We start from the raw sequence: 25,077 nt of genomic DNA, 5'->3' as shown, positions 1-25,077 counted from the left end.
AATTTTAATGGTACATATCTGGTTGCAAACGAAATTAGTAGTAAGTTTTTACAAAATCAAGTAAAATGTCTTTTCAAAATAGAATTTACGGAATCATAATATGAGTGTCCAAACATATTTAAATGCACCAATAAATAATATAATTGATAAATTTCTATTCTTGTTTTAGTGTTTATATCCATAGGAAAATAATCGTGATAAGCTGAATAAAACGATTGACTAAAACCGCCGAAAAGTTTACTCATAGCAATATCCACTTCAGCGTGTCCGTAATATACTGCTGGGTCAATTAGACAAGGCGTGCCGTTTTTTGAAATTAAATAATTGCCACTCCATAAATCGCCGTGTAACAAGCTAGGTGTTATGTCTTCAAAAAGTGGTTTTAATTTATTTTTAATATGTTCTGGTTTTGGGCATTCAGAGTCTTGAAGCAAGCCTTTTTGTTTGGCTAGTTCTAATTGTGGTTGTAAGCGTTGATACGTATAAAAATCTACCCATATTTTGTGCTGGATGTTACTTTGTGGCAATAGCCCGATAAAGTTATCACTATCTAACCCAAAATACTTGGATGTACATTTATGTAATTGTGCTAATTGAGCTCCAAGGGTTTTAAAATCTTGAGTAGAAGGAGATTTCGACGCAATAAACTCTAAAATTAAAAATGCTGAATTCTCAAAAACATCACAAGCTATGACTTTTGGTGTTTTTATGGTATTGGTTTTAGCTATGGATTGTAAACCATAAGCTTCAGTTTGAAACATGGTTAACGCATCTGGTGCATTATTAACCTTTAAAAAGTAATCTGCTTGTGGTGTTGAGATTTTATAGGCTTGTGAGATATCTCCACCTGAAATTTGAGTTAGTTCCTCAATTGAAGTGTTCAGGGCTTTGGTTATAATCGAATTGAAATATGGACTCATTATAAAAGAGAGAATTTACAAAATACTAATCAATATTAATTATTTTGTTTTTTGGATATTGTTTCAAAAAGTTTATGAAATCTTCTCTGCCAGAACTTACTAGAACATTGTTTTCTTTGGTTTTATTGTCGTAAATAATTATATCATCAATATGGAATAGTTTCTTTTTGCCGACACTTTTATAAGTGCCTATGGCTCTCAAATAGATTTTGGAAATATCTTCAATATTAGTCATCCATCTAAAGTCCCAAATTGCGTTGGTCGGATATATTTGGTGTTTTGGAAGAGGATTAAGTTTATAAAGCTCATGAGCTTTATTGTTAAACACCGTAAGCAGATAACATGTTACATTTAAGTCGTATGAAGGCGCATCTCTACTAGTGAATGAAATATTTATGTAATCTTTGTTATTTGTATCTTTTTTTATTGAGATGCCACTAGTATCAATCTTGAAAACAGAAAAAGGTTGTTTGTCAACTCTGATAGTACTTTTTATTGAGTCCCTCAATTTTATTATGGAATTATTAACAGAGTCAATTTTTAAACCTTGTTCAGCAAAAGCTTTTGATAAATTATTAAATATTTTTGAGGTGCTTGAATCTATACCTTTCTTTATAAAGATGTCTCTTTCTTGTCTTTCATTGAGTAGCTGAAAATCCCTATTTCTATTAAGATTTTGGTTGTTAATTTCTTGACCAATTAATAAAGAGAGTATGAAAAGAAGAGCAAAAAGGACTAGTTTGCCTCTTTTTGTCAATTTCTTAAATATGTTGGTATACCTGTTGTCCGTTAGTTGCCCTTTTGTAGTTAAAAAAGTTAAATAAGCGGTAGAAATTCCGATTAGAACTACAAAAAATATATTTGGAATAGTGTATGCCAATTAACTATGATAATTTATTTGTGATATATCTAAAGTACTTAAAACGAGACTCTGAAATAAGTTAAGAATGGAAAGTAACTAAGCTTTTTTTACTAACAACGCCATATAAAACCCATCAAATCCGCTTTCATGCGCCAGCACTTTTTTGTCTTTTACAAACTCAAAATTGGTGCCTGCTTCTGATTTTAAAAAGGCTTCTACTTGGTTTTGATTTTCTGATGGTAATACGGAACAGGTAGCGTAAACTAGTTTTCCATTTGGTTTTACCATTTTAGAGTATTGTTGTAAAACATCTTGTTGTACACCTCTAATTCTATCTAAAAATTCGGGTTCTAATTTCCATTTGGCATCAGGGTTGCGACGCAATACACCTAAGCCAGAGCACGGAGCATCTATTAAAACGCGGTCTGCTTTGTTGTGTAATTTTTTAATTGGTTTTGTGGAATCAATCACTTTTAGATCAACGTTGTGTACGCCGTTTCTACGTGCTCTTATTTTTAGTTTTTTAAGTTTGCTTTCGTAGATGTCCATCGCTACAATTTGTCCTTTGTTTTCCATTAAAGAAGCTATATGTAGTGTTTTGCCACCTGCACCAGCACAAGCATCTACTGTCTTCATTCCGGGCTTTACATCTAAAAATTCTGCGACCAATTGGGATGAGGCGTCTTGCACTTCAAAAAGCCCTTTTTTAAAAGCATCGGTTACAAATACATTGGCGCGTTTAGTCAATTTTAAGGCTGATGGATAGCCTTTTATGAATTCGGTTTCAATAGTATTTTCGTCTGATAGTATGTTTTGAAGCTGATCCTTTGTAGTTTTTAGGGTATTAACTCTTAAAATTACATCAGCTTGCTCATTTTGCATAGCGATTTCCTTGGTCCATTTAGTTTCTCCCAGTTCTTTTAATCCCAGCTCGTCAATCCAATCAGGTATAGATTCTCTTAACTTTCTGGTTTTTGAGAGTTCATCAAAACGTCCTTTTATTTTTCGGGTTGGGGTATTTTCAAAATATTTCCAATCGGGTAGCTTTATGCCTTTTAATGTTGCCCAAACGGCGAACATGCGCCAAAGGTTATCACGATCAAAAGGTTCTTTTACTTCTGCTATTTCTGCGTAGAGACGTTTCCAGCGTACGATGTCATAAGTAGTTTCGGCTACAAAACCTCTGTCTCGAGCGCCCCAGCGTTTATCGCGTTTTAGGAGTTGTTGGATGACTTTATCGGCATACTGCGCTTCGTTAAAGATTTGCGTTAATCCGTCTATTACGGCAAAGCAGAGGTTTCTGTGTAATCGCATGGTGTTTTATTGAGGGTGCAAAGGTACGTTTAAATTGTTTAATTGTTGATTTGTTACTTTGTTTAAACGTTTTGTTTTATTGTGTACTTTGCTGATTGTTTTTTGGTGGTCTTGTTTTTTGGTTTTGCATTGGTTTTGGCAGATACGTGCGTTAAGCCTGCCTGCCGGCAGGGATTGCAGAGGAAAGCCCACAGCCCGACGTAGGAGGTGCGAGGACTTGAAACGGAAAGCCTGACCCGAGAGGGGAACGCTAAAAAAATAATTAAACCTTTTGTATTTGTTTTAGTCTTAGAAAGAAAATCATACTCCAAATGAAATTACCAACACTTACTTTTGTTTTATTAATTGCCTTGCTATCCTGTGGATCTTCTGACGATATTGATACGCCTAAAGACGATACAAACATTGCTACTAATACGCCTAATATTCTTTTAATTATAGCTGATGATATGGGGGTGGATGCTTCCCCTGGCTATGCTATCGGGGATATTAAGCCTAATATGCCAAATTTAGAGAGCATGATATCTAGCGGTATTGTGTTTAATAACATATGGTCTTATGCAGTGTGTACGCCAACCCGTGCCAGTATACTTACTGGTAAATATGGTTTTAGAACTGGTGTAACAGGCGTTGGAGATGTTCTGTCTACTAGTGAAACTTCGATACAACGGCATTTAGATACCAATAATTCTGGATATGCCCATGCGGTTATCGGGAAGTGGCATTTATCTTCTGATACTACTCATCCTAATAACATGGGGGTAGGTACATATGCGGGATTTTTATCTGGTGGTGTAAGGGATTATTGGGAGTGGAGTTTGGTTGAGAATGGGCAGACCATTGATAGTGACGTATACACTACCACTAAATTTACCGATTTGGCTATTGATTGGGTTAATGCACAAACGCAACCTTGGTTTTTATGGTTGGCATATAATGCACCCCATACACCGTTTCATTTACCAGATACTAATTTACACAGTCAAGGCAATTTGCCTAGCGACCAAGCGAGTGTGGATAATAATCCGTTACCATATTATATGGCTATGCTGGAAGCTATGGATACCGAAATTGGAAGACTTCTTGATTCTATGACGCAAGAAGAGCGCGATAATACGATTATTGTTTTTATTGGCGATAATGGTACTCCTAATCGGGTAGTACAAGAGTATCCTGGGAGACGTGCAAAAAATAGTGTATACGAAGGTGGTATTCGTGTACCTATGATTATTTCTGGAGCTGGTGTTACTAGAAAAGGTGTTACCGAGGATGCTATTTTAAATTCTACGGATTTATTTGCAACCATAGCGTCTATTGCTGATGCCGAGGTTGGTGCTATGAGTGATAGCAAAGATTTTAAACCCATGTTGAGCACGTCTGGAGTAAAGGTAAGGGACTACAGTTATGCTGAAGTAAATAGTGGAGGTGTTGGTTTTGATTATGCTATAAGAAATGATACGTATAAGTACATACGTTTTGTTGATGATACAGAAGCTTTTTACAATTTGTCATCAGACCCTCTGGAGACCACAAATTTATTGAATTCTAACGGAGGTTTAACCAACGAAGAAGCCAGCAATAAAACCAATTTGGAAACCCAATTAAATAACATTAAAATATAAACTAATAAAATTTTTTTACTATGAAAACACCCAAATTTATAATACAGTTCATGCTTTTAATTTTTGCGATAATAGCATGTTCTAATGGAGATGATAGCGTTAACGATTTGACTATAGATGAAGAAGTGGTTATTCCAGAAAACTCTTATGATATTAGCAATATTCTATCAAAATTTGAAGGTACAGGTTTATCGTATGCCGTAAATGGAAGTACTGTAACGTTTACTACAGCCAATTTGCCAAATCATACAAGTCCGTATTGGCCTATTAATAACCCTTTATATGAAGCCTATAATGGCACTAATACTAATTTTAGACAGAACCCAAACGAGATTGCAGAACAAAACATTGTGTTTACTATAACTTTAAATCCTGAAGAAGCCACTAATAAACAAGCCACGTCAATGGGGCCTATTGGTATTTCTAGAAATGGTGTTGTATTCTTTAACCAATATGCTGCAGGTGGTTCTCCTTTAACTAATGAAATAAATTCGTTTGATCAACATTTAGGGCATCCTGCCGGGGGAGGTCAATACCATTACCATATTGAGCCTACTTATTTGACAGGGCAGTTTGGTGAAGATGCATTTTTAGGTCTTTTAGCCGATGGATTTCCTGTGTATGGGCCTGAAGAAAATGGGGTAATAATAACCAATGATGATTTGGATGTATACCATGGGCACACGCATGGAACTGCTGATTTTCCTGATGGTATTTATCATTATCATATTACCAATCAGGACCCTTACATTAACGGTAATGGCTTTTACGGTACGCCAGGAAATATATCACGATAGTTGAAGTTTACGTATTTTCATATGATCTTTTTATTGATAGTTTTTGGTAGCTGCAAGATGCCATCTGATAGAAAAACGATCAATGTATTAGATGAAAACCTAAAACTTATTAATGGTATTTTATTTTATAATGAGACACCTTTTAGCGGGAAATTATTAGACTATTATGATGCTAAAAATTTAAAATCTGAAGTTACATACGAAGGAGGGAAGAAACATGGAGCTGAAAACATCTGGTATAAAGGCGGTAATATATTAAGTGAGCGTTTTTATACTGAAGGTTTTAAAACAGGTATTCATAAATCGTGGTGGCCTTCGGGTATTTTGAAGTTTGAATATCATTTTAATGATAAAGGCGAGTTTCATGGCACAGTAAAGGAATGGTATAAATCTGGACAACCATTTCGAGATTTTAATTATAATAAAGGCAAAGAAGAGGGGAAACAATTAATGTGGAAACCAAATGGAGCTATAAAAGCAAATTATGAAGTAATTGCTGGTGAGCGTTTTGGTTTAATTGGATTAAAAAAATGTTATACAGTTACAGTTGACAAAGATGAAGTGCAATAATATATTTTCTCAATTGATTTGTTTTCGACTGCTTCTAATGGCACGAGGAAACATCTTGTCATATTTATTTTTTGCTATAATTTTATTATTTAGCACATCTTGTAAAACTAAAACGGATAAAAATATCTCTAATAAAATTACAAGATTACCCTATTTTAATGCTGCAGATTTTACTCCAGAATGGGACACACCAAAACATAAAATACCTGAGTTTGCATTTATAAATCAAAAAGGAGATACAGTAAACAACAATACGTATAAAGGTAAAATTTACATTGCTGATTTCTTTTTTACAAGTTGTCCAGGTATTTGCCCTAAGCTTACTAAAAACATGGCAGTTATTCAAGAAGCTTATAAAGCGGATAAGGATATTATGCTATTGTCTCATACTGTAATGCCTTGGCGAGATTCAGTGCCGTTACTAAAGCGTTATGCTGAAAAATATAATGTTAATTCTAACAAATGGCATTTAGTCACAGGGGATAAAGATGCACTTTACGCTATTGCTAGAACAGGTTATTTTGCAGATGAAGATTTTACAAAAACTCAAGATGAAAATAATTTTATACATACTGAGAATTTTGTTTTGGTAGATAAACTGGGGTATATACGTGGTGTTTATAATGGTACTTTACCCATAGATGTAGAACGCTTAAAGCGACACATTGAAATATTAAAACAAGAAATTTGATGTAGCTATGTGTATTTAATAAAAAGCTTCGGGAGTATTCTCGAAGCTTTTCTGTATTTGATAAAAAAATAATATAAAGCACAAGTTTTATTTTTTTTAAGCATCTAAACTGAAAAAGCTTTCATCAAAGCTTAGCTTTGATGTATCGATAAAAATTATCATTAGTATAGAATTGGTAATGTAATTTGAATTAGGTATTTGACGGAAAACGAGTTTATAGCAGGATTACGGAACCATAACGCCAATGCGTATGGGAAGTTGTTGGATGATTTTCAGCAAAAGGTATTTGCTACATGTATTTCGTTTATTCCAAACAAGGAGGATGCTGAGGATATTGCACAAGAGGTTTTTGTGGAAATATTTAATTCTATTAGTAAATTTAAAGGAAATTCTAAATTGTCCACATGGATTTATCGGATAACTACCAATAAATGTTTGGAATTTATTAGAAAGCGTAACACCAAAAAGCGTTTTGGATTTATGCAATCGATTTTAGGAAATGAAATTCCTATAGATAAAAGCAGTTATTTTACGGAAATGAACCATCCAGGGATTATTTTAGAAAATAAGGAAAAAAGTGAGACGCTATTTTATGCAATTAACCAATTACCAGAGATTCAAAAAGTGGTTTTTACTTTGCATAAAGTAGATGGAAAAAGCTATCAAGAGATTAGTGATATTGTGGGGAAAAGTTTGTCTTCAGTGGAGTCGTTGATGTTCAGGGCAAAAAAGAATTTACAGAAGCTTTTAGAAAATTTTTATAAAAACAATAATTAACGCAAGTTTTTAAAACTTAATGCATCTAAATATTTGATATGGAAAGCAATAAGAACCTACAACAGAAAATTGACGAGACTTTAAACATTTTGGATAATACTGAAACGGTTAATGTATCTCCCTTTTTTAAAGATAAAACGATGCATGTTTTATTTGCTGAAAAGAAGGAGGAACACATCGCTTGGTCTTGGTTTACACCTAAATTGCAGTTGGCTACTTTAGTTTGCGTTGTAGTTTTAAATGTAATGGCATTTACGAGATTACAAGAAACATCAACTTATGAAGAAAATGTTAGCGAGTTTGCTGAGTCTTATGGGTTATCTACTAACGATACAAGTACTTCAATTTTAAATAATTAATTATGAAGAAAAATTTACCCTTATATATTTTACTTCTCTTCCTTATTATTGTAAATGGGTTTTTTCTCTACAACTATTTAGGTAGTAGTGAAACAGAACAAAAAGTACAGAAACACAAGCCTCCAGCTGATTTTTTGATAAACGAACTTGGTTTTGATGATAAACAAAAGCAAGCGTTTAGAGCTTTAACCCATAAGCATAGACAAAAGATGAAAGGAATATCAGATGAAATTAGGACATTAAAAGATAAATTGTTTAGTGGCTTCTCAGATACCTCAATGGTAGATAAAGATGTAGATTCTATTGCTGTTTTAATTGGAGATATGGAGACTTTAAAAGATTTAGAAGTGTTTCGGCACTTTAAAGAAGTTCAAGAACTGTGTAGTGTTGAGCAAAAAGAAAGATTTGGTAAAATACTCCAAGATGCATTAAGAGGGGGATTTAGAGAAAAAGGTCCACCTCATAGAGACCGACCCCCTAGACCAGAACACAGACCTCCTCATCTACCAGAACATTAATTGTTTAAAAAAGAATAAAGACGCTCAATTCCAGAGCGTCTTTTTTATTTATGCTTTTTTTAACATTAGCAGCCACAAGTTTAGAATCATGAACACATCTAAAAATATATAACGATAAAATTTAAACCAATGAAACGAGACAAATTTAGAATGGCATTATTGATTGTAGCTATCGCCCTGTTTATGACAAATAACGCTTTTGGGCAATCTGATGATAAACAAAAAAGAAGAGAGCCGCCAACTTTCAAACAGTTATTAGAAAAAATGGATGCTAATGAAGATGGAAAATTATCAAAGAAGGAAATAAAAGGTCCTTTAAAAGAACATTTTGATGAAGTTGATGCTAATGAAGATGGTTTTATTACTGAAGAAGAATTAAAGAAAGCCCCAAAACCAAAACGTAGAAAAGATGGGAAAGAAAGAGATTAAAATTTTAAAAAATTGAAGGTATGAATAAGATAAATATATTTAAGGTAACAATAAAGACCTCTTTGTTAATATTGATTTTAGTTGCACTAATAGGATGTAGCAATGATGATTCTAATACAGAAGAAATCTTGGAAGAAGGGGAAGAGGAAGACGTTGAGGTAGTTGTAGATGATACAGATTTTGAAGCTACAGATTGGACTACAGAAACACATACTAAAGATATAGATCCTAATTTTGATGAAGTGTTTGAGGATAACACAGTAAAAAGGCTAGATATAGTAATTACAGAAACCCGTTGGCAAAGTATGTTGGATGATATGACGGCTATGTACGGTAGTTTTGGGTCTGGTGGCGGTGGTCCAGGTGGCGGTTTAATCGAAACCGATGAAGACCCAATTTTTGTGCCAGCCGAAGTGTTTTATAATGGTAAACAATGGTATCGTGTAGGCGTAAGATTTAAAGGGAATTCCAGTTTACAATCTAGTTGGCGAAACGGGATTTTAAAGCTGTCATTTAAACTAGATTTTGATGAGTTTGAGGATGATTATCCTCAAATAGATAACCAACGTTTTTATGGTTTTAAAAAGTTTAGTCTCAAAAATAATTATGATGACAAATCTATGCTACGAGAAAAAGTTGCAGGAGATGTATTTAGAAATGCTGGGTTAGTAGGCTCCCATACTGCGTTTTATACACTTTATGTAGATCATGGTAACGGCCCTGAGTATTTTGGATTGTATACGTTAGTTGAAGAAGTTGATGGAAGTGTTTTAGATACACAATTCTCTGATGATGATGGTAATTTATATAAACCAGATGGAGATGCAGCCAGTTTTGCAGTGGGCACTTATAATGAAGATGAATATGAAAAGAAAACTAATGAAGATGAAGCTGATTTTTCAGATGTACAAGCATTGCTAACTGCCATAAATGATAATTTAAGAACTACTGATGCTGTTACATGGAGAAATAATCTAGAGACTGTTTTTGATACAGATGTATTTTTAAAATATTTGGCAGTAAATACAGTTATTCAAAACTGGGATACTTATGGACGTATGACACATAATTATTATCTATATAATAATTCAGATACTAATAAATTAACTTGGATTCCCTGGGATAATAATGAAGCATTACAAGAAGGGAAACGTGGGGGATCTCCCAGTTTGGATTTTTCTGATATTTCAGCGTCTGAATGGCCATTAATTGGGTACATGTATCAAGATGAAGTATACAAAGCTAAATATGACACCTATTTACAAGAAGTAATTGATGGTCCGTTTAAAGTGAGTAGCATACAAGCGCTTTACGATTCGTATACTGCATTAATTGAGCAATATGCTACATCAGAAGTCTCAGGATATACCTTTTTAAATACAAGTGCAGATTTTCAAGTAGCAGTTAATGAATTGAAGAGTCACGTATCATCTCGCACAACAGCAGTGAATAGTTATTTAAACAAATAATTTGTTTGGTTGATTGGTAGAAAAAGGCTTCATATAAATACTAATTATGAAGTCTTTTTTATTAAAAGCACAAGTTTTCTTTAAAACATGCATCTAAAAAGATAAACAAACCCCAAATAAATGAAACTTAACCAGAACAAACTAATATATCTACTAATAGCAATTGTTCTAATAGTGATAACTCTTAACATCGTAATGATTTGCGTTTGTTGTAAATAAAAATAGTATGAAAAATGTATTAAAGCCATCTTTTACCCTTTTAAGTATTTCTTTACTTTTTGTATTTGCTTTTATAGCTTGTGGCAATAGTGATGATAGTACTTCTCAAGATACAGAGATGGAAGAAGAAACTACAGGAGAACTACATCCAGCATTTGCTGAGTTCGATAAAGATGAAACAGATGTTTATTTAAGTGGCTCTAATGTAGTTATAGAAACTACAGGTTTGCCTAACCATGAAACCGTCTATTGGGGAGAAGGTAATGCGCTTTATATGGATGAGCCTAACGTGCAACTTACGCCAAGTAGAATTCCAGGATATGATGCATCAGCAACATTAATGGTATCCCAAAATCCTCAATTGGCGAGTACCTCTACAGCTACACGTTTAGGGGCTATAGGGATAGCTGTAAGTGGTGCAGCAATTTATAATGATCAAGAAGGTAACGGACCGTTAAATCAGGCAGCTGCTAGTTTGGATTATACAGGTGGGCATATTGGTCCGCAAGCTTACCATTATCATTTAGAACCAAAAGCTTGGACAAATGATGACGAAAAGTTAGTAGGTATATTGGCTGATGGATTTTTTATTTATGGAAGAAAATGTAATTCTACTGGAACATATCCAACCGATTTGGATGCTTCTGGCGGACACACATCAGTTACTCAGCATACTACTGATATTGTAGAATACCATTATCATATCGAGAATGAACTATACCTTAATCAATACTATATTATTTTTCCAGGAGATTATCAAGGCACTCCAAGTAGCATCAACTAGGTTTTGTTTGTGTTTTATATTATGCTGTGTTTTTGGATGTGCAAAACATAAAAATTCTACTAGAACTGTAGCAAATATAGAAGTCAATAAACAAGAAGTTATCCTAAAGCCCAATCTTGGTAGATGGTTTCATGAAAATGAGCTATTTAATGGATATGCTGTGAGTTTTCATACCAATGGAAATATAGCTGAACGTATTGGTTATATTGATGGAGCTAAACAAGGTAAGGCGCAAAAATGGTTTGCTAATGGAAAACTTCAAAAGGAATCTAATTATAATGAAAATCGTTTGGACGATACAATGAAAGTTTGGTGGGATAATGGGGTTTTAGCATCCGAATCACAATTTGTAAATGGACTGAAGCAAGGAGAACAAAAAAGGTGGTTTTCTACAGGGCAAATAGCAAGAAAGACACATTATAATAAAGGTCAAGAAGAAGGCTTACAGCAAGCTTGGTTAAAAAACGGAGAAATTTATATTAATTACGAAGCTAAAAATGGTAGAACTTTTGGTTTAAGAAAAGCAAAATTGTGTTATGAATTAGAGGATGAAAAGATTAACATGTAAATATATATTTTATACTATTGTACTTTTTGTATTGTCTTTCTCGTGTAAAAATATTGAGGAAAAACAAGGCAGGGTGACTACTTTACCTTTTTACAACGAGGCAACATTTACGCCACATTGGTTTAATGTTGAAGATGAAAAACTGAATACATTTCATAAAATTTCAGATTTTGAATTAGTGAATCAAGAGGGGAAAATTGTTACACAAAATACATTTAAAGATAAAATTTACATAGCAGATTTCTTTTTTACAACATGTCCAGGTATTTGTCCTAAAATGACAGCAAATATGAAGGTACTGCAAGACGAATTTTTAACAGATGATTCTGTGTTATTGTTATCACATACGGTTACACCAGAAACAGATTCTGTTTCTGTATTAAAAGCTTATGCAGAGGATAAACAAGTAGATAGTGATAAATGGCATTTGGTAACAGGAGAACGCTCTTTAATATATGATTTAGGAAGGCAAGCTTATTTTGTGGAAGAAGATTTGGGTAAGCTAAAAACTAAGGACGATTTTTTACATACCGAAAACTTCGTTTTGATTGATAAGCGAAGACACATCCGGGGTATTTATAATGGTTTAAATAAAACAGCTGTACAACAATTAATTGAAGATATTAAAGCACTGAAAAAAGAAGGATGATTTGATTAATAGATTTTTTGATTAAAAGCTTTGAGTTTATTCTCGAAGCTTTTTCTATTTTTAATAAAATTCAAGATTATGCGTTATTTTATTGTGGTTTTAGTGCTTTTGGTTTTTGTGTCTTGTAAAAAACAGGAAAAAAGGAGAGATCGGATTTCTAAAGTAAATATTGAAAATATTGTTGAAGATTCTCTGTTAAATGTTAGAGCATTAGAAGTTTATGGAGAAAGTTTTGGGTGTTTTGCTACTTCAGCGGGTGAGGTAGGAATACTTAATGAACACGAAGGTATTACTGATTACGAGTTTTTAGTACAGCATAAATATGATACAATAATACCCAACTTTAGAGCAATATCTGCTACTAGTGAAGGTGGATTTGTCTTGGGTATAGAAAGCCCTGCCTTACTATTTGGTGTAGGAATTTTTGATAATCAAGTGGTTTACAAGGAAACACATCCAAAAGCTTTTTACGACTCTATGGAGTTTTGGAATGATCAAGAGGGGATCGCTATAGGAGATGCTGTAGATGGTTGTTTAAGCATTATTATTACACGTGATAGAGGAGAACATTGGACTAAGTTATCTTGTGATGATATTCCAAAAGCCTTGGAAAATGAAGGAGCTTTTGCTGCCAGTGATACTAATATTGCAATTGTTGGTAGTCATACTTGGATAGCTACAACTGCAGGGCGTGTATATTACTCGCCCAATAAAGCTAAAACTTGGAAAGTGTACGATACACCTATAATCAAAGATAAAGATACAGAAGGCATTTATTCCATTACTTTTTATGATGAACTAAACGGATTTGCGATAGGTGGCGATTATACAAACCCAGATGATAATAGTGACAATAAAATTAGAACTGAAGATGGTGGTAAAACATGGGAGTTAGTTGCACAACATAAAAATCCAGGATATCGTAGTTGTGTGCAATATGTACCGAATAGTAATGGAATGGAATTAGTAGCAGTCGGTTTTAAGGGTATTGATTTTAGTAATGATGCGGGTAATACATGGCAACACTTAAGTGATGAAGGCTTTTACACTGTTAGGTTTTTAAACGACTCTATGGCGTACGCAGCTGGTAAAGGTAAAATCTCTAAATTAATATTTCGTAAATAAAAAAAGAGAAGCTTTTAAGGCTTCTCTTTTCGTCTATTTCTCAATTCTTTTAACATTTTTTTCTTAAAATCTTCTTCAGCTATTTTTAGTTTGATAATTTTTTTGGCAGGAATAATATCCATGATTTTAGCGTGATATGTATTGCGTAATTCATGTAATTTGTTTTCTGCAGCGCTCATTTTTTTAATTAAAGCTTTCGCCTCTTCGTCAGTAAGTGAGTCATAATTATTACGAATATTATTTCTTATACTTCTTATTTTTTCAAATCTAATTTTAGACGTCTTTTCCTCAAAATCATTGTAAACAGGCCAAAATTTTTGAGCTTCTTCTGTAGTTAAATTTAACTGATCCGTAATAAAAGCAATTTTTAAAGATTTAATACGCTCGCTATGTCTTGGTTGCGCATAGGTGCTAAGAGTACAAAATAGCACAAGTATTATAGTAGTTAATTGTTTCATTTTTTAAAATTTTATTCAATCATTAAACTTTCAAAGTCGCCTGTGTCTAAAAGATAAGCCTCTATAGTTTCATCTTCAATATCATTTGTGATAAATGTGTGTTCATTAATATCATCTTCGGATAATAAAGAGGCTATTTCATAAGAACTAATATTGGCATCAATAATATAATTTTCAACGGTTTGTGTTTCTAGATCGTCAAATTCAGGTTTGTTATTAAATATAAATAAACTAATCAATAATAATACCGAAGCAGCAATACTAGAAACATAACGAATATTCTTTTTGCTGAATAAAGGTATTACTTTGGTGTCTTTTTCTTTTGAAACGGCTGTAATGATATTATCTTCAATTCCTTCAAAATAATGCTCTGGTACTTTAAAACCTGATGGAATTTTATCAACAGAAAGGTCATCACTTTTAATGTATTGTAGTAATTTTTCATCTAAATCATCAAAATAACCCTCTGGAGTTTTAAAACCAGTAGTCTTTGTGCTATGTAAGTTTTTGTTTTTCATTATTTAAGCATTCATTTATTTAGACGCATAATTCGTAAAAAGGTTTAATTATCAGTTAAGTATACTTCAATTTTTTTTACTGCAATATGGTAAGATGCTTTTAGGGCGCCTTCACTAGTTTCTAGGATGTCTGATATTTCTTTATATTTTAAATTTTCAAAATACTTCATATTAAATACCAATTGCTGTTTTTCGGGTAGAGTTGCTATAGCTTTTTGAAGCTTTAATTGAATAGCATCTCCTTCAAAATAAACATCAGAGGTTAGGTTGTTAATAGCTAACTGTTGTACTTCTTCACTGGTAATCTGTAAACGTTTAGCATTTTTATTTAGCAGCGTTATAGATTCATTAGTAGCAATGCGATACATCCAAGAAAATAATTTACTATCTCCCTTAAAGTTATTAATGTTTTTATAAATTTTAATAAATGTATTTTGCAAGACATCATCAGTATCCTCATGTGATTTAACAATGTTACGGATATGCCAATACAAGCGCTCCTTGTAGAGAGAAATAAGTTCTCTAAAGGCTTTCTCTTTATGTTGTTGCGATTGCAACTCTTTTACAAGTTGAATTTCGTTGTTCACAAAAGTGATTTAAAATTTTAGACTGTTAAATATAGCTAAAGTTTAATACGTGATTTTTTTTAAAAACGCCTTGCTATTGTAATTGTTTAATAATCATACAATTATAAAATTAAATATCGATAAAATGTAAATAAATACGATAAAATGCATTTTTTTCTTGTTTCGTATGCATTTTTGATATAGATTTGTAACAGAAACCTACTTATATATGTTAGTCGTCCCCAAGTCTAGCATGAATAAAAAAAGGATAGTTGCCCAAATCACTATCCTTTTTCTTTTTGTAATATTTTAATCGAAAATAAACTATCCTATACTTTGCATTTCAACCAGTTTATGATAAGTTCCTTTTTTGGCGATTAGATCGCTATGTTTTCCCTGCTCAACGATTTCTCCTTTACTTAACACTAAAATTTCATCTGCATTTTGAATTGTAGATAATCTGTGCGCAATCACAATAGAAGTTCTATTTTTCATCATATTTTCCAATGCTATTTGAACCAAACGTTCACTTTCGGTATCTAAAGCAGAAGTAGCCTCATCCAACACCATAATAGGAGGGCTTTTTAAAACTGCTCTTGCAATACTTAAGCGTTGTTTTTGTCCACCAGATAATTTGTTTCCTGCGTCTCCTATATTTGTATCGATGCCTTCAGGTAAGTCTTTTACAAATTCCCAAGCATTAGCTACTTTTAAAGCTTCTAAAATTTCATCATCTGTAGCATTTTTGTTACCTAGCTTTAGGTTGTTTTTAATACTATCATTAAATAAAATGGCATCTTGAGTTACTATTCCTAATTGCTTTCTAAGGGAGCTTGTTGTTAAATCTTGAATGTTTATACCGTCAATCAAAATTTCCCCCTTGTTAACATCATAAAAACGTGTAATCAGGTTGGCTACTGTAGATTTTCCACTACCAGATTGACCAACTAGTGCCACTGTTTTTCCCTTAGGGATTGTCAAAGAAAAGTCTTTTAGCACATAGTCATCCTCATACTTAAACGAGACATCTTTAAATTCTATTTTAGAAGCGAAACCTTCTTTAATCTGAGCATTTGGTTTGTCTTTTAAAGGATTTGGCGTATCAATTATTTCTTGAATACGTTCAGCGGCTGCACTTCCCTTTTTGATGTTATATAGGCCTCTAGAAATAGCTTTTGCTGGAGTTAATATATTGTAAGCTAATCCCATGTAAATAAGGAAGTTACCTCCGTCTAGAGCTAAGCTTGCATCATTATTTAAAACAAGATTACCACCATACCATAATATTACAGATATCATACAAATGCCTAAAAATTCACTTGCTGGAGAAGCTAAATTTTGACGATTCATCAATTTGTTAGAGAAACGATAAAATCTAGATGTAGATTCTTGAAACTTTTCGTTGAATTTATCTTCTGCACTAAACCCTTTTATTATTCTTAAGCCAGTTAGTGTTTCTTCTAAAGTAGATAAAAACATACCTTGTTCTTTTTGGACACGGTCTGATTTTCGCTTTAAGCTTTTGCCAATTCTTGAAATAACAAACCCCATAACTGGTATAAAAATAAACACAAATAATGTGAGTTTTGGACTAATGTATACCATAGCAATAATGGTAAATAAAATTGTTAGAGGTTCTCTAACAATGAGTTCCAAAACAGATAAAAAAGAATATTGTAAATCTTGAACATCACCAGTAACTCTCGCAAGTATATCGCCTTTTCTTTGGTCTGAAAAGAAGGATAAAGGCAGCTCCATAGTTTTTTTGTATACCCTGTTTCTAATATCTCGAATTACACCATTTCTTAAAAAGACCAGAAAGTAATTGGCAAGATATCCAAATAGGTTTTTAAGTAGAAACATGACTACAATTAACCCGATGGTAAACATTAATGCTTTTGCTTTATCTCCACCTGTAAACTGATGCATTTCGAAATTAAGATAATCTCCTGCAAATTCCCCCAATTTATCAATACTAGTATATACCGGCTTTGACTTAGGAACAACCTTTTCCTTATCGAAAATAACATCCAACATTGGTTTTAAAGCAATAAATGATAAGGTGCCAAATAATGCAAAAAACACGTTAGAAATAACGTGTCCTATGGCATATCGCTTGTAGGGCTTTGCATACCCTAAGATATTTTTAAAATGACTCATTAAATCAAATTCATATCCTTAAGGATAGTTTCAGCTTTAGTGTCTAATTGCTGCTCTAAAGTTTTAAAGTTTTCAGTAGCATCCAATTTAGAATTTACACTTACATAAAACTTTATTTTAGGTTCTGTACCACTTGGTCTCAATGCTATTTGACTTCCATCTTCGGTATAATAAATAATTACGTTAGATTTAGGAATGTCAAGTGTTGTAGTTTCTCCTGTAGCTAAATTTTTAGATGTTGCAGATTCGTAATCTTCAATTTTTACCACTTTTGACCCACTTATCTCAGTCAGAGGATTTTGACGCGCATCTACCATCATCTGTTTAATTTCTTCTGCACCTTCAATTCCTTTTTTAGTTAGTGAGATTAGTTTCTCTTTAAAACATCCATGCTCAACATAAAGCTTTACTAATTCTTCAAAGAACGAACTGCCATTAGCTTTAGTTATTGCGGCGATTTCACAAGCCAAAAGAGTAGAGGTAACAGCATCTTTGTCTCTCACAAAATCGCCTACCATAAAACCAAAACTTTCCTCACCACCTCCAATAAAGTCTAACTCAGGGTAGTCTTTTATTAATTTTGCAATCCACTTAAATCCAGTTAGTACAATCTTGTTGTCTACATTATAAGCTTCTGCCAGTTTATTGAGCATTGGTGTAGAAACTATAGTAGTGGCAATAAATTCTTTTCCTTTTATGTTGCTTTCAGATTTCCATTTTTTTAATAGAAAATCTACCATCATAATCATGGTTTGATTACCATTAAGTAGTTGTAATTCGTTATCAGAATTACGTACAGCAACGCCTAATCTGTCACAATCTGGATCTGTACCGATTACAATATCTGCTCCAACTTCTTCAGCTAATTCCAAAGCCATTTTTAATGCTGCTGGTTCTTCTGGATTGGGCGATTTTACTGTAGGAAATCCACCGTCTGGCTTACGCTGTTCCTCAACAATATGTACATTTTTATAACCAGCACGTTTTAACGTTTCTGGAACTGCAGTAATAGAAGTGCCATGAAGTGAGGTAAAAACAATTTTCAAATCGTCTTTGGCTGTTTGTGAAGCTCCAACACTTCCATTTTCTACTGAAGCATCAATAAATTTATCATCTACATCATTTCCTATGTAGGTAATTAAGGAGTTATTTGCTTCAAATTTTATATCAGAATAGTTTATATTGTTTATTTCGTTAATTACAGCACTGTCATGTGGAGGCACCAATTGCCCACCATCTTGCCAATACACTTTATATCCATTATATTCAGGTGGATTGTGAGAAGCTGTTAAAACAATACCGCAGTGGCAGTTTAGATGTTTTACTGCGAAAGATAATTCTGGAGTAGGGCGTAAATCTTCAAATAAAAAAACATCGATACTATTAGCTGAAAACACATCAGCTACTACTTTGGCTAGCGTCTTACTATTATGTCTACAATCATACGCTATAACCGCTTTAGGTGTTTCATTAGGAAATTGCTTAAGTAAATAATTGCTTAAACCTTGTGTGCTTTTTCCAAGCGTATATTTGTTAATTCTGTTGGTGCCAACCCCCATAACACCTCTCATGCCTCCAGTACCAAACTCTAAATCTTTATAAAAACTCTCTTGAATATCTTTAGGATGATTCGCAATACTATCTTTAATGACTTGTTGTGTTTCTGCATCAAAAGTAGGGGTTAACCAAGAGTTTATTCTATCTAAAATTTTTGGTTCTATGTGAATCATAATTATCTTATTTTTAAGTATAAACAAAAGTAAACATTTGATTAAAAAAATGACTTTAAATCAAAGCCTTTTTCTATAAATATTCATGAAAGGTAAAACGATTAAATTAGAAATTTAACTCATTTTTTATGAGGTAACGGCGTTTATCTGTTCTATTTCGAAGAATTAGTTCGCCTAAAAATCCAGCTACGAAAAATTGTGTGCCAATAATCATGGTTGCTAAAGCAATATAGAATTGAGGGCGTTGAGTAATTAATCTGCCAGTTTTGTTAATATATAATTTATCAATACCTAAATAGAATGCAAATCCAAACCCAATAATAAACATAATAACGCCTAATGCACCAAATAAATGCATAGGGCGCTTAGCAAAATGAGACAAAAACCAAATAGTTATAAGGTCTAAAAAACCATGTATAAATCGGTTAATACCAAATTTGGTTTCTCCGTATTTTCTAGCTTGATGCTTTACAATCTTTTCTCCAATTTTACTAAAACCAGCATTTTTCGCTAAAACTGGGATATAACGATGCATTTCGCCATTTACATCTATATTTTTAACCACAGCTTTTCTGTAGGATTTAAGTCCGCAATTAAAGTCATGTAATTTAACACCAGAAGTTTTTCGAGCGGCCCAGTTAAATAATTTTGAAGGTAAATTTTTTGTAAGAACAGCATCATAACGTTTCTTTTTCCAACCAGAAACCAAATCATAACCTTCTGCAATAATTAAGTTGTAAAGTTCTGGAATTTCATCAGGACTGTCTTGTAAGTCAGCATCCATAGTGATGATAACGCTACCTTGGGCTTTTTCAAACCCAGCATGTAGTGCTTGTGATTTTCCAAAGTTTCGTAGAAATCTTATACCTTTTACATTAATGTCCTCATCGGATAATTCAGAAATAATTTTCCATGAATTATCTGTACTACCATCATCAATGAAAATAATTTCATAAGAAAAATGATTGGATTGCATTACTTGTACAATCCAATCATATAATTCTTTTAAAGATTCTTCTTCGTTAAGTAGTGGTATAACTACGGATATGTTCATTAACTATGCTTCTTTTTTCATTACTAAACCACCAATAACGGAATAGATCAAGCCAAATAATGCACTAAGTCCAATACCTATAGCCCCACCTAACAAAGGGTTAGAGAACTTTTTAATAGTTTCCATTGTCTTATCTATCATTTCCTCTGTCATTTTTGGATTCTCATAAAGCTTTTCTCGAGTAATATCCATTATTTTATCGGTTAGCTCAGGATCAATTACATAAAATAATAGTGCATTAAAAACGGTACTAATCAAAGCACTTATCACGGCAACTGCTACGCCAACTTTAATAGCCTCAATTAATGTAAGCAAGCCTCCGTTATGCTTTTTGTAACGATTTATAGCATAAATTATAATAACAGGAAATATAATATACAAGATGAAATTTGGCCATTGCTCCCCTTTTTCCATGATACCAGAAAAATAGGTTATAGCTGTAATTACAATCATAATTATGCCTAGTATAAGACCATAATTTACTGCAAATTTGCCTGGTGTTAATTGTTTGGTTTCCATATTTTTTGTTGTTTTAGTTATATGGATGGTTAGTAAGCAAAGATAACAAAACGTTACATTTTCAAACCTAAATAAAAAATATAAAAAAGTAATTGTAGATTTGTAAAAATTACTTAAATTTGCACCTCTAAAAAATTAAGATTTAAAGCGTAAAGTGATGAAAAAAGGTATACATCCAGAAAATTACAGAATAGTAGCATTTAAAGATATGTCTAACGACGATGTGTTTTTAACTAAGTCTACTGCTGATACAAATGAAACGATTGAAGTTGATGGTGTTGAGTACCCACTTGTAAAAATGGAAATTTCTAGAACATCTCATCCTTACTACACTGGTAAATCTAAATTGGTAGATACAGCTGGTCGTATTGATAAGTTTAAAAACAAATATGCTAAGTTTAAGAAGTAAACTTACACAAAATATATGCATAAAAGCCTTTCCTCTGTAGAAAGGCTTTTTTATTTTTACTAAATGATAGATTTTTAAAATTATTTGTAATTAGATTTTTTTAAGTAGAGATCTTAATATAAACTAAAACTTAAATGAATTATATACTTTTTGATGGTCCTGTGCGTAATAATTTGCTGCCATTTACATTTACTAGACCTGTTGCTGATATTCGTGTTGGTATTTTAACTATTAGAGAAAAATGGGAATCCTATTTAGAGACTACCACTACAACTGTAACAGAAGATTACCTATCTGAAAAGTACCCCATGGTTGAAATGGAAGAAAATATAATGTTAAATGCATCTTACCTTCCAAATTTTCAATTAGTTGAAATGGTTAAACAATTAAAAGAGAACCAAGCTATATTTAGAGGAGAAGATGTTATTGCATTTTATACAAAAGATGGACAAGATAATATTGATTTTAAGTCTTATGAAACTATTGAATGCGACATTGAATGTATTCAAATAGTGCATACTTGGGATATTTTTTCCAAGAATGGAAAAGCTATAGAAGAAGATTTTGCATTGCTTACGAAAGACAGGACTTCCCAAACAATTCCTGAAAGTAATAATATAATTGCTTCAGAAAATATTTTTATAGAAGAGGGTGCTAAGTTAGAATTTGCAACACTTAATGCTTCCAATGGCCCAATTTATATTGGAAAAAATGCCGAAATTATGGAGGGTGCGATAATAAGAGGTCCACTAGCTTTATGTGAAAATGCAACAGTTAAGTTAGGTGCAAAAATTTACGGACCAACTACAGTTGGGCCATATAGTAAGGTAGGAGGAGAGATAGGTAATTCTGTGATTTTTGGATATTCTAGTAAAGGTCATGATGGGTATTTAGGGAACTCAGTTTTAGGTGAATGGTGTAATCTTGGAGCAGACACTAATAATTCTAACTTAAAAAACAACTATGCAGAGGTAAGATTATGGGACTATGAAACTGAAGGGTTTGCTAAAACAGGACTACAGTTTTGTGGACTTATGATGGGAGATCACAGTAAATGTGGTATAAATACCATGTTTAATACAGGTACTGTTGTAGGAGTAAGTGCTAATATTTTTGGTAGTGGATTTCCAAGAAATTTTGTGCCAAGTTTTAGTTGGGGTGGTAGTAGTGGATTTTCAACGTATTTAACTAAAAAGGCATTTGAAGTTGCTAAGGTGGTAATGTCTAGACGAAATGAGGAGTTTACTCAGCAGGATCAAGATATATTAACGCATGTGTTTGAGGACACCAAAAAATACCGACGCGAATAAGTGTAATTATCTTGTAGCGAAACATTTGTATATTTGTTTGTATACCAAACTTCTTTACTTTGAAAAAAATAGCACTAGCTCTACTTTTATTAGTTGGTTCTTTGAGTTTTGCTCAAATTAAAAAGTATCAAGTCAAAAACTTAAAGATTAATACCAAATATCCTCATTTTGGTATAAGTTTACAGGGTAAAAGCCGTATTATATTTACATCTTATGTCTTTACTAAGAAAGGTAAAGTAAAAAAGACCTTTGATGGGGAAGGTGCTCTAGTTATATATGAAGGCATCGTAACAAATGATGGGAATATTGAAAATATTAAACCAATAGTTATTGATCCCAAAGCTAACATAAAAAGTATTACAAGTGCAGCATTGTCTCCAGATGGCAAACAGTTATATATTACTACCACGTACACTGATAATAATATGCCTAAAGGAAGTTTTAATAAAGCCAATTTTCATATAGAAGTGGGAACTTATGAAGCGGGTATAGGTTTTACCAATTTTAAAGTACTGCCTTTTTGTAAACCTAGATATTCTTATGCGCACCCTACTTTAAGTGCAGATGGTAAAACGTTACTTTTCACTGCAAATATTAGAGGGGGAAGAGAAACAACCAAAGGCGCTTCAGATATTTTTAAAGTTTCAATTTTGGAAGATCGCACATTTGGAAAAGTAAAAAATTTAGGTTCTAAAGTCAACTCTTACAGTAGGGAAATGTTCCCAACCATGGGAGCAAATAATATATTGTATTTTTCTTCAAATAAGCCTAATGGTATTGGTGGGTACGATTTATATAAAAGTACAATGAATGAAGATGGTACTTTTAGTAAAGCTAAAATACTTCCAAAACCATTGAATAGTAAAGAAGATGATTTATCTATGGTTATGTTACCAAACAGAAATTCAGGGTTTATAGTTTCTAAACGTAAAGGCGGAGAAGGAGATGATGATATTTACCATTTTGTTATTCAGTAGTTTTATCAATAGACTTAGTTACACGCTTAAAATCCAACATATTGATAGGGTTACTACCTAATCCTTTTACATTTTTTCTAGTAAAACGAACTACTTCATCGTAAAATAAGGGAACCATTATTGCATTTTCCATAGCGATAGAATCAATGGAAGTATATAGATGTTTACGTTCATCTATATTGGAAATGGTAAAGGCTTTGTTGTAGAGGCTATCAACAATATTGTTTTTAAAGTGAAAGTAATTAGAACCATCTGGGGCAAAATTTTTACTGTAAAAAATTGATAGATAATTTTCAGCATCTAAATAATCAGCTACCCAAGAACTTCTAAACATATCTACTTTACCATTAGAACGTGATGATCTTAAGGTAGCTTCAGGCATTACATCAACATTAATTTTTAAGCCGGCTTTTTCTAATTCACGTTGAATAAATTCACAAAAGCTTAAATAATTACTAGAGGTTACTAAAGTAATCTCTGGGTTAGAGATACCAGTTTCCTTTTTAAATTGATTGATAAGTTTTTTAGCTTTTTCAGGTTGATAGCTAAAACCTATAGAAGAATCATACCCTGGAAGCCCCATAGGTATAAAGCCTCCGTTTGCAGGATTGCCTATACCATTTCTTAAATACATCATCATCTTTTTTCTGTCGAACCCATAATTAATTGCTTTTCTAATGAGTTTAGATTGTATTTCCGGGGTTTCAGAATCTAAATAAAAGCCTAGATATTCAGAGTTTAGATATGGTCCTCTAGTCATGTTAATAGATTTTGCATATTTGTCTCTTAACCGGCCATCGGCTGTAAGTAGTTCATCTTTATATGATGCATCCAAACCTTGCAGGTAGTCAATATTACCTTGAGCAAATTGTAAAAACTCACTTTGTTTATCGGGTAAAAAAGTTAATGCTATGGCTTCTAAGTAAGGAAGTTGGTTACCATGTTCGTCGGTTTCAAAATAGTGTTCATTTCTTCTAAAAACCAATTTAATATTTTCTTCCCAGCGTTTAAATTTAAAAGGTCCTGTACCAATAGGATGGGAACGAAATTCAGTACCATAATGTTCTACGATTTCTTTAGGAACCACAGAACAGTATTTCATGGTTAAAAGCCCAATAAATGCTGGAAAAGGTTGTTTTAAGGAAATTTCAAAAATAGTATCATTTACAGCTTTAAAATTAGCAACCTTATTTAAAACCCATCCGCCGGGAGCTGCTAGTTTTTCATCTCTTAACCTATTGAGGCTATAAGTGAAATCTTGAGCTTTTACCTGTCTTGTTGAATCTTTACCAAATAAAGAATGCTTATGAAAATAGACATTACGTCGTAAATTGAATGTATAAGTTTTTCCATCTTCTGAAATTGACCAATTTTTAGCTATACACGGTAAAATATTTAGTTTATCATCAAGTTGTACTAAGCCATTAAACAGTTGGTTACAAACAGAATTATCTTGTAAAGTTCTTGAAAATGCAGGATCTAGTGTGTTGATGTTAGCATATTCGTTGTAACGGAAAACTAGATGGTCTTTTTGTGAGTTTTTGTTATTTCCACAAGAAAAAGCTAAAAGCATAATGCAACTAATTGATAAGTAATGAATTAAATGTTGCTTAAAGCGTTTTATCATTTTGATATTTAGTTGTAAATTTGCTGTCTTTTAGCTGTAAAGATAATTTTTAAAACATCCTAACACAAGTTTAGGT

General features: G+C 32.6%; 27 protein-coding genes. 16 read left to right on the top strand and 11 right to left on the bottom strand.

Annotated elements, in window-relative coordinates; all coding sequences use genetic code 11:
- Nucleotides 1–56 precede the first annotated feature (56 nt).
- The 3 genes from EYD46_RS09865 to EYD46_RS09855 form a co-directional block, all read right to left on the bottom strand.
- A complete protein-coding gene (locus EYD46_RS09865) occupies nucleotides 57–920 on the bottom strand; it encodes a fructosamine kinase family protein (RefSeq protein ID WP_130936921.1) in 864 nt (287 codons plus the stop codon).
- Between the two features lie 25 nt (nucleotides 921–945).
- Nucleotides 946–1,677: a hypothetical protein gene (locus EYD46_RS09860; RefSeq protein WP_130936920.1), complete on the bottom strand. Its 732-nt coding sequence runs from the start codon at nucleotides 1,675–1,677 to the stop codon at nucleotides 946–948.
- 201 nt (nucleotides 1,678–1,878) lie between these two features.
- Nucleotides 1,879–3,096, bottom strand: a complete 1,218-nt coding sequence (locus EYD46_RS09855) for an RsmB/NOP family class I SAM-dependent RNA methyltransferase (RefSeq protein WP_130936919.1) — start codon at nucleotides 3,094–3,096, stop codon at nucleotides 1,879–1,881.
- Between the two features lie 311 nt (nucleotides 3,097–3,407).
- Here EYD46_RS09855 and EYD46_RS09850 point away from each other — a divergent pair, with 311 nt between their 5' ends.
- From EYD46_RS09850 to EYD46_RS09790, 13 genes are all read left to right on the top strand, one after another.
- Complete coding sequence (locus EYD46_RS09850; RefSeq protein WP_130936918.1) at nucleotides 3,408–4,718, top strand: sulfatase-like hydrolase/transferase; 1,311 nt, start codon at nucleotides 3,408–3,410, stop codon at nucleotides 4,716–4,718.
- 20 nt (nucleotides 4,719–4,738) lie between these two features.
- Nucleotides 4,739–5,515 carry a YHYH protein gene (locus tag EYD46_RS09845; protein WP_206662892.1) on the top strand — a complete coding sequence of 259 codons (777 nt, stop codon included), beginning with the start codon at nucleotides 4,739–4,741 and terminating at the stop codon, nucleotides 5,513–5,515.
- A 57-nt stretch (nucleotides 5,516–5,572) separates the two neighbouring features.
- Nucleotides 5,573–6,085, top strand: a complete 513-nt coding sequence (locus EYD46_RS09840) for a toxin-antitoxin system YwqK family antitoxin (protein ID WP_130936917.1) — start codon at nucleotides 5,573–5,575, stop codon at nucleotides 6,083–6,085.
- A gap of 37 nt (nucleotides 6,086–6,122) precedes the next feature.
- The gene (locus EYD46_RS09835; RefSeq protein WP_130936916.1) at nucleotides 6,123–6,776 is read left to right on the top strand and encodes an SCO family protein; all 654 of its coding nucleotides are present in this window, start codon (nucleotides 6,123–6,125) and stop codon (nucleotides 6,774–6,776) included.
- 198 nt (nucleotides 6,777–6,974) lie between these two features.
- Nucleotides 6,975–7,553, top strand: coding sequence for an RNA polymerase sigma factor (locus EYD46_RS09830; protein WP_130936915.1), 579 nt, complete (start codon nucleotides 6,975–6,977; stop codon nucleotides 7,551–7,553).
- A 38-nt stretch (nucleotides 7,554–7,591) separates the two neighbouring features.
- On the top strand, nucleotides 7,592–7,912 hold the full coding sequence (locus EYD46_RS09825; protein WP_130936914.1) for a hypothetical protein: 321 nt from the start codon (nucleotides 7,592–7,594) through the stop codon (nucleotides 7,910–7,912).
- A 2-nt stretch (nucleotides 7,913–7,914) separates the two neighbouring features.
- Nucleotides 7,915–8,430 (top strand): hypothetical protein, encoded by a 516-nt coding sequence (locus tag EYD46_RS09820; RefSeq protein WP_130936913.1) that lies wholly within the window; start codon nucleotides 7,915–7,917, stop codon nucleotides 8,428–8,430.
- A 129-nt stretch (nucleotides 8,431–8,559) separates the two neighbouring features.
- The gene (locus tag EYD46_RS09815) at nucleotides 8,560–8,859 is read left to right on the top strand and encodes an EF-hand domain-containing protein (protein ID WP_130936912.1); all 300 of its coding nucleotides are present in this window, start codon (nucleotides 8,560–8,562) and stop codon (nucleotides 8,857–8,859) included.
- Nucleotides 8,860–8,879: 20 nt separating this feature from the next.
- Nucleotides 8,880–10,328, top strand: a complete 1,449-nt coding sequence (locus EYD46_RS09810; protein WP_130936911.1) for a CotH kinase family protein — start codon at nucleotides 8,880–8,882, stop codon at nucleotides 10,326–10,328.
- 226 nt (nucleotides 10,329–10,554) lie between these two features.
- Nucleotides 10,555–11,331 (top strand): YHYH protein, encoded by a 777-nt coding sequence (locus EYD46_RS09805; protein ID WP_130936910.1) that lies wholly within the window; start codon nucleotides 10,555–10,557, stop codon nucleotides 11,329–11,331.
- 7 nt (nucleotides 11,332–11,338) lie between these two features.
- A complete protein-coding gene (locus tag EYD46_RS09800; protein ID WP_229731348.1) occupies nucleotides 11,339–11,899 on the top strand; it encodes a toxin-antitoxin system YwqK family antitoxin in 561 nt (186 codons plus the stop codon).
- Nucleotides 11,880–12,548, top strand: a complete 669-nt coding sequence (locus tag EYD46_RS09795; protein ID WP_130936908.1) for an SCO family protein — start codon at nucleotides 11,880–11,882, stop codon at nucleotides 12,546–12,548. The genes EYD46_RS09800 and EYD46_RS09795 overlap by 20 nt, the downstream gene beginning before the upstream one ends.
- 78 nt (nucleotides 12,549–12,626) lie before the next feature.
- The gene (locus EYD46_RS09790; RefSeq protein ID WP_130936907.1) at nucleotides 12,627–13,673 is read left to right on the top strand and encodes a WD40/YVTN/BNR-like repeat-containing protein; all 1,047 of its coding nucleotides are present in this window, start codon (nucleotides 12,627–12,629) and stop codon (nucleotides 13,671–13,673) included.
- A gap of 14 nt (nucleotides 13,674–13,687) precedes the next feature.
- Here EYD46_RS09790 and EYD46_RS09785 read toward each other — a convergent pair whose 3' ends face one another.
- The 7 genes from EYD46_RS09785 to EYD46_RS09755 all read right to left on the bottom strand — a co-directional run bounded on the left by EYD46_RS09785 (nucleotide 13,688) and on the right by EYD46_RS09755 (nucleotide 20,678).
- Nucleotides 13,688–14,131 carry a Spy/CpxP family protein refolding chaperone gene (locus EYD46_RS09785; RefSeq protein WP_130936906.1) on the bottom strand — a complete coding sequence of 148 codons (444 nt, stop codon included), beginning with the start codon at nucleotides 14,129–14,131 and terminating at the stop codon, nucleotides 13,688–13,690.
- Nucleotides 14,132–14,142: 11 nt separating this feature from the next.
- Nucleotides 14,143–14,649, bottom strand: a complete 507-nt coding sequence (locus EYD46_RS09780) for a hypothetical protein (protein ID WP_130936905.1) — start codon at nucleotides 14,647–14,649, stop codon at nucleotides 14,143–14,145.
- A 44-nt stretch (nucleotides 14,650–14,693) separates the two neighbouring features.
- Nucleotides 14,694–15,236 (bottom strand): RNA polymerase sigma factor, encoded by a 543-nt coding sequence (locus EYD46_RS09775; RefSeq protein ID WP_130936904.1) that lies wholly within the window; start codon nucleotides 15,234–15,236, stop codon nucleotides 14,694–14,696.
- A gap of 303 nt (nucleotides 15,237–15,539) precedes the next feature.
- The gene (locus EYD46_RS09770; protein WP_130936903.1) at nucleotides 15,540–17,375 is read right to left on the bottom strand and encodes an ABC transporter ATP-binding protein; all 1,836 of its coding nucleotides are present in this window, start codon (nucleotides 17,373–17,375) and stop codon (nucleotides 15,540–15,542) included.
- Complete coding sequence (locus EYD46_RS09765) at nucleotides 17,375–19,105, bottom strand: phospho-sugar mutase (RefSeq protein ID WP_174719899.1); 1,731 nt, start codon at nucleotides 19,103–19,105, stop codon at nucleotides 17,375–17,377. The genes EYD46_RS09770 and EYD46_RS09765 overlap by 1 nt, the downstream gene beginning before the upstream one ends.
- 106 nt (nucleotides 19,106–19,211) lie before the next feature.
- The gene (locus EYD46_RS09760) at nucleotides 19,212–20,159 is read right to left on the bottom strand and encodes a glycosyltransferase family 2 protein (RefSeq protein WP_130936902.1); all 948 of its coding nucleotides are present in this window, start codon (nucleotides 20,157–20,159) and stop codon (nucleotides 19,212–19,214) included.
- A 3-nt stretch (nucleotides 20,160–20,162) separates the two neighbouring features.
- Nucleotides 20,163–20,678, bottom strand: coding sequence for a DUF4199 domain-containing protein (locus EYD46_RS09755; RefSeq protein WP_130936901.1), 516 nt, complete (start codon nucleotides 20,676–20,678; stop codon nucleotides 20,163–20,165).
- Between the two features lie 157 nt (nucleotides 20,679–20,835).
- Between EYD46_RS09755 and EYD46_RS09750 the strand changes: the two genes are divergently transcribed.
- The 3 genes from EYD46_RS09750 to EYD46_RS09740 all read left to right on the top strand — a co-directional run bounded on the left by EYD46_RS09750 (nucleotide 20,836) and on the right by EYD46_RS09740 (nucleotide 23,374).
- Entirely contained in the window at nucleotides 20,836–21,087 is a 252-nt protein-coding gene (locus EYD46_RS09750; protein ID WP_076700033.1) for a type B 50S ribosomal protein L31, read from the top strand.
- 134 nt (nucleotides 21,088–21,221) lie between these two features.
- Nucleotides 21,222–22,397, top strand: a complete 1,176-nt coding sequence (locus tag EYD46_RS09745; RefSeq protein ID WP_130936900.1) for a GlmU family protein — start codon at nucleotides 21,222–21,224, stop codon at nucleotides 22,395–22,397.
- A 59-nt stretch (nucleotides 22,398–22,456) separates the two neighbouring features.
- The gene (locus EYD46_RS09740) at nucleotides 22,457–23,374 is read left to right on the top strand and encodes a TolB-like translocation protein (RefSeq protein ID WP_130936899.1); all 918 of its coding nucleotides are present in this window, start codon (nucleotides 22,457–22,459) and stop codon (nucleotides 23,372–23,374) included.
- Here EYD46_RS09740 and EYD46_RS09735 read toward each other — a convergent pair.
- Complete coding sequence (locus tag EYD46_RS09735) at nucleotides 23,364–24,947, bottom strand: ABC transporter substrate-binding protein (protein WP_229731347.1); 1,584 nt, start codon at nucleotides 24,945–24,947, stop codon at nucleotides 23,364–23,366. The genes EYD46_RS09740 and EYD46_RS09735 overlap by 11 nt on opposite strands.
- Between the last annotated feature and the right edge of the window lie 130 nt (nucleotides 24,948–25,077).

Origin of the sequence: Hyunsoonleella pacifica, assembly GCF_004310335.1 — a bacterium.
Taxonomy (GTDB): domain Bacteria; phylum Bacteroidota; class Bacteroidia; order Flavobacteriales; family Flavobacteriaceae; genus Jejuia; species Jejuia pacifica.
The sequence above is the reverse complement of the archived record's forward strand: the minus strand, read 5'-3'. Positions and strand labels throughout refer to the sequence as shown.

What these genes read in the sequence shown, in the direction of transcription:
- EYD46_RS09865 (WP_130936921.1), bottom strand. Translation starts at nt 920, where the DNA reads ATGAGTCCATATTTCAATTCGATTATAACCAAAGCCCTGAACACTTCA.
- EYD46_RS09855 (WP_130936919.1), bottom strand. Translation starts at nt 3,096, where the DNA reads ATGCGATTACACAGAAACCTCTGCTTTGCCGTAATAGACGGATTAACG.
- EYD46_RS09850 (WP_130936918.1), top strand. Translation starts at nt 3,408, where the DNA reads ATGAAATTACCAACACTTACTTTTGTTTTATTAATTGCCTTGCTATCC.
- EYD46_RS09845 (WP_206662892.1), top strand. Translation starts at nt 4,739, where the DNA reads ATGAAAACACCCAAATTTATAATACAGTTCATGCTTTTAATTTTTGCG.
- EYD46_RS09840 (WP_130936917.1), top strand. Translation starts at nt 5,573, where the DNA reads ATGCCATCTGATAGAAAAACGATCAATGTATTAGATGAAAACCTAAAA.
- EYD46_RS09835 (WP_130936916.1), top strand. Translation starts at nt 6,123, where the DNA reads ATGGCACGAGGAAACATCTTGTCATATTTATTTTTTGCTATAATTTTA.
- EYD46_RS09825 (WP_130936914.1), top strand. Translation starts at nt 7,592, where the DNA reads ATGGAAAGCAATAAGAACCTACAACAGAAAATTGACGAGACTTTAAAC.
- EYD46_RS09820 (WP_130936913.1), top strand. Translation starts at nt 7,915, where the DNA reads ATGAAGAAAAATTTACCCTTATATATTTTACTTCTCTTCCTTATTATT.
- EYD46_RS09815 (WP_130936912.1), top strand. Translation starts at nt 8,560, where the DNA reads ATGAAACGAGACAAATTTAGAATGGCATTATTGATTGTAGCTATCGCC.
- EYD46_RS09810 (WP_130936911.1), top strand. Translation starts at nt 8,880, where the DNA reads ATGAATAAGATAAATATATTTAAGGTAACAATAAAGACCTCTTTGTTA.
- EYD46_RS09805 (WP_130936910.1), top strand. Translation starts at nt 10,555, where the DNA reads ATGAAAAATGTATTAAAGCCATCTTTTACCCTTTTAAGTATTTCTTTA.
- EYD46_RS09795 (WP_130936908.1), top strand. Translation starts at nt 11,880, where the DNA reads ATGAAAAGATTAACATGTAAATATATATTTTATACTATTGTACTTTTT.
- EYD46_RS09790 (WP_130936907.1), top strand. Translation starts at nt 12,627, where the DNA reads ATGCGTTATTTTATTGTGGTTTTAGTGCTTTTGGTTTTTGTGTCTTGT.
- EYD46_RS09785 (WP_130936906.1), bottom strand. Translation starts at nt 14,131, where the DNA reads ATGAAACAATTAACTACTATAATACTTGTGCTATTTTGTACTCTTAGC.
- EYD46_RS09780 (WP_130936905.1), bottom strand. Translation starts at nt 14,649, where the DNA reads ATGAAAAACAAAAACTTACATAGCACAAAGACTACTGGTTTTAAAACT.
- EYD46_RS09770 (WP_130936903.1), bottom strand. Translation starts at nt 17,375, where the DNA reads ATGAGTCATTTTAAAAATATCTTAGGGTATGCAAAGCCCTACAAGCGA.
- EYD46_RS09765 (WP_174719899.1), bottom strand. Translation starts at nt 19,105, where the DNA reads ATGATTCACATAGAACCAAAAATTTTAGATAGAATAAACTCTTGGTTA.
- EYD46_RS09760 (WP_130936902.1), bottom strand. Translation starts at nt 20,159, where the DNA reads ATGAACATATCCGTAGTTATACCACTACTTAACGAAGAAGAATCTTTA.
- EYD46_RS09755 (WP_130936901.1), bottom strand. Translation starts at nt 20,678, where the DNA reads ATGGAAACCAAACAATTAACACCAGGCAAATTTGCAGTAAATTATGGT.
- EYD46_RS09750 (WP_076700033.1), top strand. Translation starts at nt 20,836, where the DNA reads ATGAAAAAAGGTATACATCCAGAAAATTACAGAATAGTAGCATTTAAA.
- EYD46_RS09745 (WP_130936900.1), top strand. Translation starts at nt 21,222, where the DNA reads ATGAATTATATACTTTTTGATGGTCCTGTGCGTAATAATTTGCTGCCA.
- EYD46_RS09735 (WP_229731347.1), bottom strand. Translation starts at nt 24,947, where the DNA reads ATGCTTTTAGCTTTTTCTTGTGGAAATAACAAAAACTCACAAAAAGAC.